Source organism: Anaerobacterium chartisolvens, assembly GCF_003337415.1.
Taxonomy (GTDB): Bacteria; Bacillota; Clostridia; order Acetivibrionales; family DSM-27016; genus Anaerobacterium; species Anaerobacterium chartisolvens.
In genome coordinates, this window is the sequence record NZ_QPJT01000028.1 from 1 (window position 1) to 15,947 (window position 15,947).

The window sequence follows — 15,947 nt, forward strand, 5'->3', positions numbered from 1 at the left end:
GTCCTTGCAGAAGTTATCCTTGCAGGGGTCCTTGCAGAAGTTATCCTTGCAGGGGTCCTTGCAGAAGTTATCCTTGCAGGGGTCCTTGCAGAAATCGTCCTTGCAGAAGTTATCTTTGCAGAAATCGTCCTTGCAGAAGTTATCCTTGCAGGGGTCCTTGTGCTTCTTATTCTCTAGGAATCTTTCTTCATCACACATATAATCAGCCTCCTTATAGTTTACATAATTGATGCATACCGCAATATATATATATGAATCAAAATAAAAACTTGTTACACAAATAAATACTTTATAAGGTGTTTTAAGTGAGGCATATTGTGTTTTCATTAATACTATAGAACCAAAATAAGGGTTTCATAATATAATAACACCAAGGAGTGATATTTAATGTTTGAGATAAACAACAAGCAATACATATTGAAGTCATCGGCGCAAAAAACCATTGACATTTTCTACAAAAGCGGCATGGGCCTGTGTACCGGCGCACTTAGTGAAACAGGCAGCCGGCTGAAGCCCTCCGTCCTTCTTGAGGATGCCGCACCCGGGTTTGCGGCATGTATTGACCAGGATGATATTATACATATAATCTGCCCGGCCAGAGACGGAAGCATAATGTACATTTACTCAGAGGACGGACAGTGGATATCCGATAAGATTAATGCCGGTAAAGAGTGCAGAGACTGCTATAAATTTTTTAGCATAGTAAGCCTTGGAAAAACTCTATACTTTTTTTATGTACGCGAGGAAAAAGAAAAAAAGGTTCTGCTGTTCCAGACAAAATACCGTCAAAACCCCGCTGAGTCGCAGCAGGAAATTGACATCATAAAGCCCTCTGCAAAGTTTCCCTACAGACTGTCGGTTCATTCGGACACAATTTACATAACATATAATAATGCCAATGAAAAATACAGCCAGCTTGGCTGCAGAATGTACAACCGCCAGAAGGACAACTGGAGTAATTTCAATGTTATATCAAGCAACAAGGCAAATATAGAATCCGGCGTAATTTCTTCAGTCTGCGATAATCAAGGCAATGTTCATATATGCTGGCAGAAAACAACCCCCCTAAAATGCGAGCTCGTATATTCAAGGAAAAAAAGTACCTCCGAGACATGGGAGGAGCAAACGCTTGCATCCTCTCCATATAATTTCTTCAACGCGTCAATGCTGCTGTTAAACAATAGAAGCATTGTATACTGGGTAAGAGAAAGAAATATTTTTTACTGTGCTTCCGAAGACGGAGGGAATAAATGGAGTAATCCCAAAAAATATATATTTTTTTCCGACAAGTCCCTATACTGCCTGCAGTACCTCCAAAACCCGTCTTACCGCTCTCTTGACATATTTATAAATGAATTGCCGGGAACTCTGGAGGACGGATATAAGCTCAGCTTTATAGATGACTTTTTAAATGAAAGAAAGGAGAAGGATGGGGCTATGAATGAATCTCAAATGCTTATAGTAAATACACTTAAAATACTCACAGGAAATCTTGACGACCAGAAAAAGTATATTGACAGGCTGAAGCAAAAAATTGATGAGATAGGGCAAAAGCAAGCTCTTTCGGAAATGGATCTTGGCATACTTACCGAAAAGCTCACATCCCTTAACGGAGATATGATGAGTATGCATAGTGAGCTTGAGGATATGGGGCACAGGATTAATGAGCTTGAAATTTCAAACACAATAAAGGCAATTGAAAGGGAGAAGCAGTCTGAGCCTCCCAGCCTGGAAAAACAGGATGAGTCCCTTAAGGAGGCTGAACAAAAGCAGGATTACACATCAAATCCATCACAAAATAGCGAGAAAAAAAGAACTCTTATGGCAGGAGGAGGCTTTGCGGGTATAACCCCGGAATACCTCTGGAGCCTGCATAAGAGGTAATATATCTCTTTAAGCCGGCAAGCTTTAAAGGACGGCCCGGCAGCCGCCCTTTAAAGCTTGCAATATTTATATTTCAATAAATTCTATAGGCTGTTAATCAATATGAAATCTTATTTCCACCTTAAACTCATTTCCGCACCGTAAGCATCTTGCGGTATCTTGCTTTAATATTTTAATTTTCTCACTAGTATTGCAAAATGGGCACTGATATTCAATCTCTCTGCCCTCCATAACGGTGTCCAGATTGCTTCTTAGAAACTCAAGATAAGCCTTATAGCTTTCATTTGCAGACATTCTTTTCACCTTCTAAAACAAATTTATATGTACATGCAAGGAGGCGGAAGCATAAAGACCCTCTTAATAGGCGCTTGACACTCCATTTATTACTATGTCGTCATCTATCCCTATTTTGTTCAGCAAATCCTGAAACACAGAAATTGTTGTGACAGTTGCCGCGCTTGGAGGAATGCCGGCACCCTTCTTTTCTATATCATCCACATCAACCGTCCATGTAAGATTCTTAAGCACAACATATGACTGCAAAGTGGAATCATTAAGCTGATACGGCGTAAGCTGACTGTCAAATTCAGTTAAAGGCACGTCAACTATATACATAAAATTTCCGTCGGATATTTGAAGGGTTTCCTTAGGCTGGTTATGGCTCTTATGCTGGGCCTCGCTCAGGTCATACTGCGACATGCATTTGGTACCGATATCATCAGGCAGTACAATCAGGCTGGGAGTTCCCAAATCCTGATACTTTATAAGCAGAAAAACCTTGAATATTATTTTTATTCTGGATTTCGTATTGCTTATTATAATATTGGAGGGTGTTTCATTCAGGTTCATTATAATTTCGGTTATCCCCTGAACGGGATGCTCTCCATTTTCTCCGGCATTGTTTATATAAAGCTTTAAAGGTTCCTTCACCCCCATTTGAAGCCCTGTTGCAGGGTCCCTCTTTTCCTGGAATAAAAGCTGAGACTCAGGAGCAAAGTATTTTGCAAGAATTCTTTTTACAAAAATTCCATATTTTTCGTTTGCACCATCTTGCCGACTTACAATGTTCTCATCATACATAGGTTAAAACTCCTTTCATTATATATTGCCAATGCTTTTAGATCATTCATGTTATATTATTCTTGACCACATTAAAAGGTGAATCAAATATGGTTTTGTGAGGTAGTTTATAAAATCCGGCCATAATTAATAACTATGCCGTGACTTCCATAAATATTATTAATTTTAAATTCTAAACAGTCACCTATTTTGCTTAAGGCTAATATACTGTAAATGTAAAACAATTGAAATTTTTTATAGCTTAAGGAGGTTTTATAAATGGCAGTAAAGCATTCGGTTGAATCATCAAGTCTGGCTGAGGTATTGGACAGAATTCTCGAAAAGGGTATAGTTATTGATTTGTTTGTGCGCGTGTCCTTAGTTGGCATCGAATTACTGGCTATTGACGGAAGAATAGTCATTGCAGGCGTTGAAACCTGGTTGTGCTATGCCAAGGCAGTCGGTCTCCTTTCCCCGCATATAAGAGAAGATTTTTAAAATAACCTCTCTTACTTAATCAACGTAGAAAACCGATAACTCGTATTCACATTATTAACAAAAAATTTGTAAAGCCTCCATTCTGTACATAGCATTTTTGCACCGGCAAACCCTTATTTAGATGGAGGCTTTCCCTTTTTTAATAAATGCTTAAGCCAATTTTTCCATATCCTTTTTACACCTTAAGCTTTTGTTTTCTTCTTCCATATCCTTAAGCTGCAAATATAAGTTTTTGTTTGCATCCTTTAAATAAGCAATTTCATGAATATAGTCGTGAACCCTTGCCTCTAAGTTGTTTATCTCTCTTTGTCTGTCCGTCCATTCAATGTCTTGGGCAGTGTGCAGCCTGTCACTTACCTCACCGCCCCTTTCATACTGTGCTTTATCCCTTGCCGCCGGCACACCGCTTTCAATTCTCAGCACATCCTCCTTAAGAAGCAGTATATCAATTGCAGACGAGACACAGACAGTAATACCTTTGCCGTCAATATCTATATCACAATTGCATTTTACCTCTCTGGGCCTGCAGCAGCAGCCTGTTTCTTCGGAAAAGTCCGAAAACGGATAGAAATTGTACTTGTCTATTGATAATGTGCCCCTTGCCATATCCGAAATAACATCATAGCTTCTTATCCCCGAATTGTAATTATACAGCCCGTATATGCAAACTATTGCAAATTCATAGTGTATTGCAATGCTCTCACTTTTAAATGCTGTCTTAAACCTGATATTCTCCGCCTCTGAATACGCAATATTTTCTATAATGCATCCTTCGGGTCTTTCCCCCGGGTATTTTTTTTTAAAAAGCATCTCATTCTCTAAAAGGTATCTTGCTTGAACAACCTGAGATAAGATTTCCACTGAACCATCTTTATAATTGTCCAAATTATCACCCGTCCATAGAGGGTTAAAAATTAAATTGCTTTTTAATCCCTTTTTTACAATATATTTTATACCTCTATATATTTATGCAGGTATTGTCCCATTATTCATGAAGCGTATAAAATTTTGAGAATAAAGGCTTTTATCTCAATATTATGTTAATCACACTTTTGTGTCTGATTAATATAATGATATTAGGTTTTGTAAATAATGAGACCGATGACCGTTAAAAGGAGGTGAAAATCATGTCAGTTAGACACTCTGTGGAATCGTCAAGCCTCGCGGAAGTATTGGACAGAATTCTCGAAAAGGGTATAGTAATAGATATTTTCGTAAGAGCATCCCTTCTTGGAATTGAATTACTAACTGCCGATGTAAGAATAGTAATTGCCGGTGTGGAAACCTGGCTGTGCTATGCAAGAGCAGTGGGACTTTCAGAAGAGCATTATTATAAGGAAGGCTGAACGAATATATTTATACTACATGCAAACTTTCAATACACTTGATGTCTTTAGGTATATACATGTCATTATATTGCAGCTGTCCCAAAAAGACAGCTTCTTTTTTTAAATGCAATGCTTTTGCAAAATGGCGTGCGACGGAGCATGGATTGCGAGGAAAATATGGATAGGGAAAAGCTTGTAATAATAGGTGCGGGAGGTTTTTCGAGGGAGATATTCTGGCTTGTTGAGGATATCAACAGTGTGTATGGCGAATGGGATATAATAGGCTGCATAGATGACGACATAAGCAAAAAGGGCAGCATGGTAAATCATATACCCATACTGGGAGACATGAGCTGGTTTGAGAATACTCTCTCCCCTGTTTGTGCCGCAATTGCCGTTGGAGACTCGGTGGGAAGGAAAAAGATTGCGGATAAGGTCATGGCCCTTTCTCATGTGAGCTTTCCAAACCTTATACACCCTTCGGTAAGGCTTTCAAAATATGTGTCCATGGGGCACGGGAATATTGTCTGCTGCTCTTCGGTGTTAACCGTCAATATTACAATGGAGAGCTTCAATATTATAAATTTAAATTGTACCATAGGACATGATGTGAGCATGGGCAGCTTTTGTACTCTTGCCCCTTCAGTGAACATTTCAGGCAATGTCAGGCTGGAGGACGGCTGCAGCCTCGGTACAAACTGCTGCATTATTCCTCACAAATCGGTCGGAGGCTGGTCTGTCATTGGGGCAGGGGCAGTTGTTACCTCTGACATAGCTCCCATGTGCACAGCAGTGGGAGTTCCGGCAAAGGAAATAAAGAATAGCTATGCAGGCGGTGAATTAATATGAAAAATATAGGTATTACAGGCACGGGCTATTATGTGCCGAATATGGTATGGACAAATCACGATTTGGAAAAAAAGCTTGATACGACAGATGAGTGGATCTACAGCAAGACAGGTATAAAGGAGCGGAGAATAGCAGATCCCTGTGAGGCAACGTCCGATTTGGCGCTGTACGCCGCTCTGGATGCAATAAAGGACGCAGGCATAACACCTGCGGAAATTGACCTTATAATACTTGCAACCTCATCCCCGGATATGCTTCAGCCCTCCACCGCCGCAATACTTCAGGGAAAGCTTGGAGCAAGCAGGGCCGCGGCCTTCGATATATCGGCGGTATGCGCCGGCTTCGTATTTGCCGTTACCGTCGCGGCGGCAATGATGAGGGGTCTGGGATACAAAAATGTACTGGTGGTGGGGGCGGAAACCTATTCAAGGATAATGGACTGGAACGACAGGAATACCTGTGTGTTTTTCGGAGACGGAGCGGGAGCGGCGGTGCTCTCCCAAACAGATGAAGCGGGCTATCTCGACAGCTTTATAATGAACAACGGGAGGGGCTGGGACGTAATAAAGCTGCCTGCCGGAGGATCACGCATTCCCGCCACGCACGATACCATAGATAAAGGTCTTCATGCATTTACAATGCAGGGCAAAAGGGTATGGGATTTTGCAACAAGGGTGTTCCCCGAATCCATAGAAACCGTGCTATCTAAGGCAGGTCTTAAAACGGAGGATATAAGCCTTGTAATATCTCATCAGGCAAATATCAACATTATTAAAGCCTCCTTAAAAAAGCTGGGCATACCTTTTGAAAAGACCTATACCACAATTGAGAAGTATGGAAACACATCAGGGGCGTCAATACCCATTACACTTGCCGAAGCGGCAGGCAAAAACCTTATAAAAAAGGGTGATGTTGTAGCAATGGTAGGCTTTGGAGGGGGATTGTCATGGGGAGCCGCACTGTTTAAATGGATAAAATAGAGAGGGTGGGGAAATCATATATGCTTAAAAATATACTTATTCAGGGTGGCGGCACTATGGCTCAGGGAATAGCGATAGAGTGCTTACGGGCAGGCTGTGACGTGTTTATGTGGCATCACACCGATTCAAAAAAGCCTGTCCTTAAGGTAACGGAAAGGCTTGATTCGTGGCTCAAAAGCGATAAAATTCCAGCGTCTCTGCATCAGGCAATGCTTCATAAAATTCATCCCGCAGACGACACATTATCCTTATGCGGGTTCGACATTATAATTGAAAGCATAGTTGAGGATTTCCATCACAAGGAGGCGCTGCTGCTTAAAGTGGATGAGGCTGCCCCGGCTCATACCATTATATGCACTAATACCTCCTCCTTCAGCATAAACAGCCTTGGGAAAAGGCTTACACACCCCGAAAGATTTATAGGGCTGCACTTTTTTAACCCCGTAGACAGAACGGGGCTGGTCGAGATAGTGAGAGGGGGAAAAACCTCAGGACGGGTCATAGAGCTGATAAAGCTTTTTTGCCGGCTTGTTGGAAAGGAATATGTGCTGCTTGAGGATAGCCCCGGCTTTATTGTAAACAGACTTCTTATGGCGTATCTGAATAATGCCGCAAATTTACTCAAAAGCAATATCGCAGGAGCAGAAGATATAGACAGGGCAATGAAGCTGGGAACAAATCATCCTATGGGGCCCTTTCAGCTATGCGACCTGATAGGGATAGACACGGTGTACAACATCCTGTCGTCGCTGTATTGTGAGCTGAAGGACAAAGCCTATAAGCCCTGCACAGTTTTTAAAAGCATGACGGATCTCGGCCTGCTGGGGAGAAAAACCGGGGAGGGCTTTTATAAGTATATAAAAGCCCCGGAAAAATAACAGCGGCCGGGAGCCCGGAGCTTACTCCCAAAATCTATCTGAGAACCATTCTATCCGGGAACGCCTTATTGCGGGATATGCTCCACATTTTATCTATATAAGCCGTCGTGTACCTCTGCTCTAAGTAGTGGTAAATATATGCCGCTCTTTCTGTCAGGCAATATACGTTATCCCTTAATGTGACAAGTCCCAGCCTTTGCGCGGCAAAAAGCTCCAAGCCGTACATTTTCTCAAGGGGCGTGCCTATCAAGCGCAAAAAGCTATCCGAATTTATCTGGAGTCCATAGGCGCTCCAGAAAAGATAATAGACCGCCCTTTGTCTTTTTGTAAAGTTAAGAGTTAAGGATGTGGCAAGGCTGCCCCCGCAAATACGCTTGATGTACTCGTCTACCGAAAACGTATTTATTTTGAAAATGTCCTTTAAAAGGGTGGTGGCGGAAACTCCAAACCCCAGAAAGGTATCACGCGTAACCGACGAATATTTATCGGTTCCCTCCTTTGCAAACGTCCATACCGAAGTCCTCTTAGCTCCCGACTCCACGCAGAAGTCATTTAAGGACTCCAGCATCTCTCTTTTATGCCTGCCGGACAGCGGGGAGTACTTATTGTCGGCAAACGTAAAATCTATGAACGGATATGTTGAAACCTGAGTTGCTCCATACCCAAATGCACTTTCAATGTCGCTTTTCAATATCTCCTTGTTCTGCCCCGGTATGCCGAATATAAGATCTATGTCTATCACTGAAAATTGGTATTTTGCTATCAGTGACAGCTTTTCCCGGAGGCCGTCCTGTCTTCGTCCGATTTTCTCCAAGGCGCCCTCATTAAATGACTGCACCCCAAGGCTTATCATTGTAACCCCTATATTTTTAAGCGTACTCAATACCGTGTCGCTTATATCATCAGGGTGAAGCTCCACACCGATACCGTCTCTTATTTCAAAAAAGCAATTCAGCCTGTCAATAATCTCCCCAAGGCTTTCAAGCATCAGTGCGGGAGTTCCGCCTCCAAAATAAAGGCTTGTCACTGTTTTTTTACTGTCCATGCCTCCGCACACCAGCTCAATTTCCTTAAGCAGCGCATCCTTATACCTTAAGGCCTTTGCCTCCTCATACCTCTCCTTGCAATAAGGACAAAAGCCGCATATCGATCTGCAGAAGGGAATATGCACATAAAGTCCCATGTTGTCCAAGTCCGTAAAATTCAGTTTGTCTTGGTGCTTATCCCTAAAAACAAACGGGCTTAAGGATCTTGTTAAAAATATTCTAAGCAGTGAAGTCAATAACATTTATAAATTCCCCTATACATATTTTAAGTAAGTACCGAGCATATCCAGTATCACCTTAATGCTTCCGGTAAAAACCATTGAATACTCCGCCGCAAAGAAGTAGCCGCACCTCTCGCAAAGCCCCGGTATTTCGACGCACCTTCCGCACACAAAGCTCCTCCCGTTTTCAACAACAAGGCACTGATAGCAAGGCGTTTTAAAGCTGTTATCGGCTATATTGGGAAATGCGCTTTTGAGGTTGAAAACAGGATAGCCCCGTTCCATCATATTCTCAATGCGCCTTAAGCAATCCCGCTTTTCCTCCGTTGTAAGACTAAGGCTCTCTGTTCCGGGATATGGAGTATGAAAGTTAAACGAAACGGCCCTGACATTGCTTTGTATTGCCGCAACCTCGCATACATCCTCTATGTCTGCTATATTCACCCTGTTTATTGCCATATACAGGCAAATATTATCGGAGGTCGCCTCTTCTATATTTCTCAATATATCATCATACGTATTTCCTCTTATTTTGTTATGATTCTCCTTTGCTCCGTCCAGGCTCAGAAGTATCAGATCTGCCTCCGGCAAATCCAGTCTGAAGGTTCCGTTTGTCACAACATTTACAATTAAAAAGCCTATTCTTTTAGCCTCCACCACCAGGCTTCTGACATTCCTGCCGTCATCCTCCCATAAAAAGGTCTCTCCTCCGCAGAAAAACAGAATTCTTATGCCCTGATTATATAGCTCATGCATTTCCCTTTGTATGCTTGTGTATGAATACATCACACAGTCAATATTATTTACGGCGCAGTGCTTGCAGGTCAGATTGCATTTATCGGTAAGTATGATGGTTGCAAGGATAGGCTTCCTTCTTTTAAATACTATAGTGCTTATTCCAAACAAGGAAAATCTTAAAAATGAACTGATTTTTATAATGACCACCCTTTTGTTTACATAAATTTAAACAGCCGCTACATACCATTGTACCATTGTAACCTTCTAAAGCAACAGTAAACTTTTTATAAACTTAAAAAACAAAGTCCCCCCTGCCTTCCGCTAACAAAGCGGCAGACAAAAAGAGACTTTTGTAAAATTCCCTGCTTTTATAATATTTTATAGTTTAGGCTCTTGCATATCGGATAACGGAGGATGTAAAATAATATCATCCATAATAATTTCTACTCTAACTATAGAAGCATGTATACCTTTAGAGGACGCTTGTGATTTTAGTTAGCTTAAATTATATCTTGGTTACGTATTCCGGGGAAATTATTCTTCCAGAAATTATTTTACATCCTTTTTAGATAGTTTGTATCCTAATTTATATTGTTACCCCCTGCTTACAATTTCGTTCAGCCTGCCCCTCAGATCATCCAGCTTATTAAACTCCTCTACAATGTCCTCAATTTTTCTGTTTTGCTCTGCAATGCTTGATGCCACCTGCTCAATAGATGCCGAGGCCTGCTGGGTAATGCCCGATATGGAAAAAGCCTCATTTGTAATCGCTTCGGAGCCCTTTTTCAGGCTTTTAATCTTTTCATCCATATCCTCAGCCTTTATGAGGACATTATTGGTATTATCGTATATATCCCCGAAGATTTTTCCCGCATTTTCCGCCGCCATTCTGCCCGAATCAAAGGACGCAGATACCTCCGCCACTTTCTCCGATGCGTTCCTAGCCTTGCTCTGAACCTCATTTAAAATGGCCGCGATCTCCCCGGTAGATTTTCTTGAGTTTTCCGCAAGAGTCCTTATTTCATCTGCAACAACAGCAAAGCCTTTTCCGTGCTCTCCTGCTCTTGCCGCCTCTATTGCGGCATTTAAAGCAAGCAGGTTGGTGCGGCTGGCAATTTCATTTACAGTATTTAAAATAATGCCTATCTGCTGGGATTTGGTGTCCAGCTCATCCATAAGCCCAACAGTGTCGTTTATATTGAGTCCCACGTTCTTTATTTCCTCCTGAAGGTATTTTACCTCTTCATTTCCCCTCCGGGATGTTTCAACCGTTGAGGCCGACAGCTCCTTCATCGCCGCCGAGGTGCCGGACAGTGCCCTTGTTTCCTCATTGCTGGCAGTAATGGATTCCCTTATGTCATTCACACTTTGAGCCTGAGACTGTATAGCCGCGGCAATTTCTCCCGATACCTCGGTAATCTCTCCGGATATTGCACCCATAGACCTTATCCTGTCTAATATGGATTTACTGAACCCATCCAGTGCCCCTGCCGTTTCCCTTATCCTTTCAAACATATCCTCAAGTATATTCTTATCCTCTGCCAGTCTTTCTCCCTGATCCCTCAGAGACTTTCTCATTTTGCTCCCGATCCTTGTCTGAAACGCCAGCACAAACGTTACCAATACCATATACAGATTCATGGAAATGACATGCTTTACAGCCAATCCGGCAAACATAGTATCCTTAAGAGTAATAAAAAAGTAATTGGTAAAAAAAATGTTGACAGCCCCCGACACAATTATAGGAACAAACTGGTGATATAATGTAACTATCGCCAGACAATAGTATAATAGAAGATAGTTTCCCATATGTGGATTGGACGAAATAATAAGATAGCACAATACCGCAAGGCCTGCTAAAACCACATATTTAACCTGTGCCTCCAATATCCTTTTATAGGTGAGCAGAGTGGCCGACCCTCCCGCAACTACTCCTGTAGCAGCCAATGAGAATATCGTTCTCCCCGGCACCTTATTTGCAATATCTACTGCCAGTCCTAATGCAAGAGAAATCCACATAAGCTTTACCACAAGCTTATTTCTTTCAAAAGTAGTTTCATTGTAATTCATATTTCATCTCCTTACTTAATATCCGGCTATAAACTTACTATATAGGACGCGATAAAGATTTTACAAACATAGAGGATATAATTGCTTACAGAAATTTTTAATAGCAACGTAAGACTCTAAGAGTCTTCAAGATGCCTTGCGGGGAAATGTCTCACGGGTCTGTCATCAGGCACTTTTCTTAGATGTATTCCTTACGGGCCAAAAAATTTCTTCCATCAAGTTATATCCTCCATGTAAAATCTTTATCGCTACATATATAAAGGAAAAAAATACTTTAAACCCATTATATAGATCTCGCTACGTCGTTTGCTGCGGTTACTGCCTCCCATACCCTGCCGGGCTGCCTTGCATCTCCTATAAGATAAATCTCCGACGCCGCGTTTTCCCTGCACATAAGATGATACAGAGAATTGTCCGAAACTCCCCCGGTTGAAAAAATGACATAGTCGGCATCCAGAGAAATAAGCTCAACATCCCCGGCCTTCAGCTTTTTGTCAAAGGGATTATGAATATTCTCAGGCACCAGAGTCCTCCACGGCGTATAAGGGTCCCATCTTCCCCTGTTGGCTTCTATATATACCTTCCCCTCGTCAAGCCTGACTGCCCGTGAAGCAGTATATGCCTTAACCGGCTTGCCTATGGAATCGCAGCCCCTGCCTGTAGCGCTTCCCCTTCCCATCAGCATCCACAGCAGCATTGAACGGTTTGAATGCACAACTCCCTCCATAAGCTCAGGAAGCATCTCAACAATGGAAACATCAATTTCCCCGTCCGCAGCAAGGGTGTATGCAAGCTCACACCCTACAACCCCTCCTCCTATGATTACAAGCCTCTTTACATCCGACGGCAGCTCCATTGTCCCGTTAAGAAAGCTTCTGGCATCACTGAATCTCATTTTTTCCATTCCCTCAATCTTAGGTACAAAAGGCTTAAGGCCGCTGCTTAAAATAACGGCGTCATATTTCCCCTTTATATCCTGTACGTCAGCTTCCTTATTTAATACTATTCTAAGTCCGTTTTCCTCAAGCTGCAGCATCTGGTATTGCAAATTATCAAGATACCTTCTGACATCCTGCTTTATTCCCGGTCTGCTTCCGGCAATCAATTGCCCGCCTATTCTATCTCCCTTTTCATATAAAGTAACCTTGTGCCCCCGCTTTACCAATGTCTTTGCCGCTTCACAGCCTCCCGGCCCCGCTCCTATAACAGCAATGCTTTTTATCGCCTTTGCCTCTGTTATCTTCTTGCTGTCCTCAAACCCCGTATAAGGATTTACAGAGCAGCAAGGGTGTCCCCCAAGAATAAATGATTGTATGCAGCCCTCCTGATCGCCTATGCAGTGTGTAATCTCTCTTATCCTGCCTGACTTTACCTTTTCAGGCCAGTAGGGATCTGCCAGAAGCGGCCTTCCAAGCATAACAAAGTCTGCCCTGCCCTCATTTAAAATACGCTCCGCCACCGCAGGATCACCCAGCTTGCCGACAGCAATGACAGGCACTCCTATTTGCTGCTCATTAAAGTATTCCTTAAGCCTCCCCGCCGTCTCCTCCGCATACGGAGCATCCTTAAAATATGCGGGAGGGTGGGGATAAAACCAATTGTCATAGCACCCCTTATCCACATCAAAGGCATCAACTCCGGCCTCCGCCAATACCCTGCACATAAAAAGCCCCTCTTCTGCCGTCCGCTCCATACCCCTGAATCTTTTTTTAAACACCTCCGCCCCATATGACTCCTCCAGAGCCTGAGTCAGATCCAGCCTGTAAATAATGGGAAAGCTCTCTCCGCACCTTTTTTTTATCTCCTTTACCACATCCACGGCAAACTGAAGCTTATCGCTGTATCTTCCCAGTATCCTTCTATTCCACGGCGAGGATGTAAGCTGATCCATAAGATATCCTTCATGTCCGTGGAGCTGCACCCCGTCAGCCCCCGAAACCTTGGCATTTACGGCACTCTGTCCAAAGCTTCTGACTATTTTTTTAATTTGTCCGTCTGTAAAAGGCATATGAGGTATTTGAGGCACATAGAAATTGCGGTTTAAAGAGGCTGATTTGGGAATTTTACCCTTGAGCGCACACTCGGGAGAACCCACTCTTCCCATTCCCGCAGTGAGCTGAACAAACAGCTTGGCATCATAGGAATGCACCGCAGAGGCAATATCCCTCCATCCTGAAAGCCTTGTCCTTGAGGAGCCGTCAATTCTGGGAAAATATGTGGTGTCATTATCCTCCGATACCGTAGGATCAATTCCGTAAGAAACAGGAATTAGTCCTGTTATTATAAGGCCCGCTCCCCCCTTTGCCCTTTCGGCAAAATAATCGATCATCTTGGGCAGCGGCCTTCCGATAGGGTCCGCCATATTTATATTGCCCATAGGAGCCATAATGATCCTGTTCTTTATCCTGCACTTGCCTATATTACCCCGTTCAAACAGCTTGTCGTGCATATTCATCCTCCTTATGGGCTTACGCTAATGGTTCCGTCCTCACAAATCCCGATATGCTGCCCGTCCTTTACATATTCAAGAAATTCATCTCCCAGTGTGTCAACAGTTATAATTCTCCGTGACAGCCATACGTCGGCGAGAATAACACCGGCAGCGGCCAAAGAATCAATATGCTCTGAAAACAGCATTGCCTTAGGACCTATTCCAAGCTTTGCAATAGCCTCAAGCACCATCCCCCCCGTAGTAGATCCAATTGTTTTAGGCAGACAGATAATCTTATCGGTTAATGTTTTATTAAATAAATCCTTGTTATTTTGATCAGAGCACACTACAACCCTCGCCTTTTTCAGCGCGCTTTTTTGAAAGGTAGCTAAAATATTAAGGCCCTGACGGCTGACGACCGATTCTCCTTGCGTATTCCCAGCCAGTACAGGCCTTCCTTTAAAAATCCTTTCCATAGAGAATCCCCCTTTAAGCAGTTATAATCTGCAATATCTTTTCATCGGTAAAAAATCTGGCGGTTGTATATGTCCTCAGCTTGTTTGAGTTGGTAATAACCGCCTGCTTTGAACACAAGGGATTATTCATATACATAAGAGGACAAATAGAAGTGAGGCTGGCCCCTGTCGAAGCAAGCCTTTTATAGTACGGGCCGTCCCCTTTGAATTTCTCAATAACCTCCGGGGCAGCACTGAGTACAGTCCTTACGCTTAATTTCCTTTTTCCCTTCCCTTCAACACAACGGCAAAGCTTATCCGTCCATCCGTATATCTGGCTTAACGACAGATGAGGGCAGCCTATAAAGCAAAGCTTGGGCCTTGCGTTTTCATTTTTCCACATAACAGGGTAGCTGTTCAATACCCTCTCCAGTGCGGAATCATCCACAACATAGGTCTTATATCCCTCTGCCAGAAGACTTCTTCCCTGCTCCGCTGCCTCGGGGGTTATTTTGTCCACATGGTATAGCCCTACCGCACCGTTGGACGCGCTTGCGGCTCCCATATCCTTTAAATAGCCTTGCGTATCCTCATTCATACCCTCTCCCAAAAAGCTGTCAAGCCCGGTAATATACGGTACATCCTCCATTACCGCCATTCCTATCGCACCCCCAAGCACTTGGGGATTTGGGAGGCTTTGCGTTTTCACCTCAATAAGCCATTTCGCCCTTCTGCCCTCATCGGTAAGCAGCCCAAACTCAGGAGTCCTTCCTATTATCCCTGACAACAGCTCAATAACCCCCGAATTCCGGTTGGTTCTTGCCCCGATAACGGAATTGGCATAAACAACGGCAGAGGACTCCGCCCAAGCTAAAACATCTCCCTTTTGGGGAGTATTTCCCACTTCGGGAAGGTAGCATGTGCAGGTGAATGACTTATTGCTTTTAAGCCCCACCCTCTCAAGCTGTTTTTCATATTCCTTCTGTCTTCCGTACATGACCTTGAAAGCAAGCTTCTGCAAAATACCGCACCTGACATTGGCATAATCAATAGGCCTGGGATTCACAGTAAAAGGCTGCTTTGCGGCAAGCCCTTCCGCTATAAGCTCATCCATCATGTCAAACACAGGCTCTAAAATAGGAATCCCGAAGGAGGTTACCACATGCACAGGCCCATTTACAGGCAAAAGCCTTTTGGCCCCAAATGCCTCTCCATAAACAACAACCGATTCCATAGCCTTTCTAAGCGCTTGTCCCTTTTCGCCCTTCAATAATGCTCTTTCCTCATCCGTAAGCTCCATTTTGTAGTCCACCATCTGTTTGTCCCCTTTTATATAAATTAAATTTATTTCAGATTTTTAATATCAAGGGTGGTTGTAAAGCTCATTGTTTATATACATAAATATTATATTCTATCTAAAATTTTACATTATTTTTTAAAGTAATTCAATACCAATTTTGTAGTCTTTATTCTTTATATAAAAAATAATGTATTTTATTAAAGCAAATTG

15 protein-coding genes are annotated in these 15,947 nt (G+C 42.8%); 6 read left to right on the top strand and 9 right to left on the bottom strand.

The window, feature by feature from the left end; all coding sequences use genetic code 11:
• Positions 1-387 precede the first annotated feature (387 nt).
• On the top strand, positions 388-1,884 hold the full coding sequence (locus DFR58_RS18095) for a hypothetical protein (RefSeq protein ID WP_114299295.1): 1,497 nt from the start codon (positions 388-390) through the stop codon (positions 1,882-1,884).
• Between the two features lie 93 nt (positions 1,885-1,977).
• Here the strand turns inward: DFR58_RS18095 and DFR58_RS18100 are convergent, their stop codons facing one another.
• Together DFR58_RS18100 and DFR58_RS18105 are read right to left on the bottom strand one after the other, a co-directional pair.
• Entirely contained in the window at positions 1,978-2,178 is a 201-nt protein-coding gene (locus tag DFR58_RS18100) for a hypothetical protein (RefSeq protein ID WP_114299297.1), read from the bottom strand.
• Between the two features lie 63 nt (positions 2,179-2,241).
• Entirely contained in the window at positions 2,242-2,964 is a 723-nt protein-coding gene (locus DFR58_RS18105) for a hypothetical protein (protein ID WP_114299299.1), read from the bottom strand.
• 258 nt (positions 2,965-3,222) lie between these two features.
• Here DFR58_RS18105 and gvpJ (DFR58_RS18110) point away from each other — a divergent pair, with 258 nt between their 5' ends.
• Positions 3,223-3,441: a gas vesicle protein GvpJ gene (gene gvpJ, locus DFR58_RS18110; protein ID WP_114299301.1), complete on the top strand. Its 219-nt coding sequence runs from the start codon at positions 3,223-3,225 to the stop codon at positions 3,439-3,441.
• 150 nt (positions 3,442-3,591) lie between these two features.
• Here the strand turns inward: gvpJ (DFR58_RS18110) and DFR58_RS18115 are convergent, their stop codons facing one another.
• The gene (locus tag DFR58_RS18115; protein WP_114299303.1) at positions 3,592-4,326 is read right to left on the bottom strand and encodes a hypothetical protein; all 735 of its coding nucleotides are present in this window, start codon (positions 4,324-4,326) and stop codon (positions 3,592-3,594) included.
• Positions 4,327-4,568: 242 nt separating this feature from the next.
• On the opposite strand from DFR58_RS18115, the gene gvpJ (DFR58_RS18120) reads away from it, so the two are divergent.
• The 4 genes from gvpJ (DFR58_RS18120) to DFR58_RS18135 all read left to right on the top strand — a co-directional run bounded on the left by gvpJ (DFR58_RS18120) (position 4,569) and on the right by DFR58_RS18135 (position 7,476).
• A complete protein-coding gene (gvpJ, locus tag DFR58_RS18120) occupies positions 4,569-4,787 on the top strand; it encodes a gas vesicle protein GvpJ (protein WP_114299305.1) in 219 nt (72 codons plus the stop codon).
• 111 nt (positions 4,788-4,898) lie between these two features.
• A complete protein-coding gene (locus tag DFR58_RS18125; protein ID WP_207659276.1) occupies positions 4,899-5,618 on the top strand; it encodes an acetyltransferase in 720 nt (239 codons plus the stop codon).
• Complete coding sequence (locus DFR58_RS18130) at positions 5,615-6,598, top strand: beta-ketoacyl-ACP synthase III (RefSeq protein ID WP_114299307.1); 984 nt, start codon at positions 5,615-5,617, stop codon at positions 6,596-6,598. The genes DFR58_RS18125 and DFR58_RS18130 overlap by 4 nt, the downstream gene beginning before the upstream one ends.
• A complete protein-coding gene (locus tag DFR58_RS18135; RefSeq protein WP_114299309.1) occupies positions 6,586-7,476 on the top strand; it encodes a 3-hydroxyacyl-CoA dehydrogenase family protein in 891 nt (296 codons plus the stop codon). The genes DFR58_RS18130 and DFR58_RS18135 overlap by 13 nt, the downstream gene beginning before the upstream one ends.
• A 34-nt stretch (positions 7,477-7,510) precedes the next feature.
• On the opposite strand, the gene DFR58_RS18140 is transcribed toward DFR58_RS18135, so the two are convergent.
• From DFR58_RS18140 to DFR58_RS18165, 6 genes are all read right to left on the bottom strand, one after another.
• Positions 7,511-8,764, bottom strand: a complete 1,254-nt coding sequence (locus tag DFR58_RS18140; RefSeq protein WP_114299310.1) for a coproporphyrinogen-III oxidase family protein — start codon at positions 8,762-8,764, stop codon at positions 7,511-7,513.
• A 12-nt stretch (positions 8,765-8,776) separates the two neighbouring features.
• On the bottom strand, positions 8,777-9,688 hold the full coding sequence (locus DFR58_RS18145; RefSeq protein WP_341457412.1) for a radical SAM protein: 912 nt from the start codon (positions 9,686-9,688) through the stop codon (positions 8,777-8,779).
• Positions 9,689-10,075: 387 nt separating this feature from the next.
• The gene (locus DFR58_RS18150; RefSeq protein ID WP_114299312.1) at positions 10,076-11,551 is read right to left on the bottom strand and encodes a methyl-accepting chemotaxis protein; all 1,476 of its coding nucleotides are present in this window, start codon (positions 11,549-11,551) and stop codon (positions 10,076-10,078) included.
• A 283-nt stretch (positions 11,552-11,834) separates the two neighbouring features.
• The gene (locus tag DFR58_RS18155) at positions 11,835-14,000 is read right to left on the bottom strand and encodes an oxidoreductase (RefSeq protein ID WP_114299314.1); all 2,166 of its coding nucleotides are present in this window, start codon (positions 13,998-14,000) and stop codon (positions 11,835-11,837) included.
• An 11-nt stretch (positions 14,001-14,011) separates the two neighbouring features.
• Entirely contained in the window at positions 14,012-14,458 is a 447-nt protein-coding gene (locus DFR58_RS18160; protein ID WP_114299316.1) for an aconitase X swivel domain-containing protein, read from the bottom strand.
• A 13-nt stretch (positions 14,459-14,471) separates the two neighbouring features.
• Complete coding sequence (locus DFR58_RS18165; protein WP_114299333.1) at positions 14,472-15,752, bottom strand: aconitase X; 1,281 nt, start codon at positions 15,750-15,752, stop codon at positions 14,472-14,474.
• Positions 15,753-15,947 lie beyond the last annotated feature (195 nt).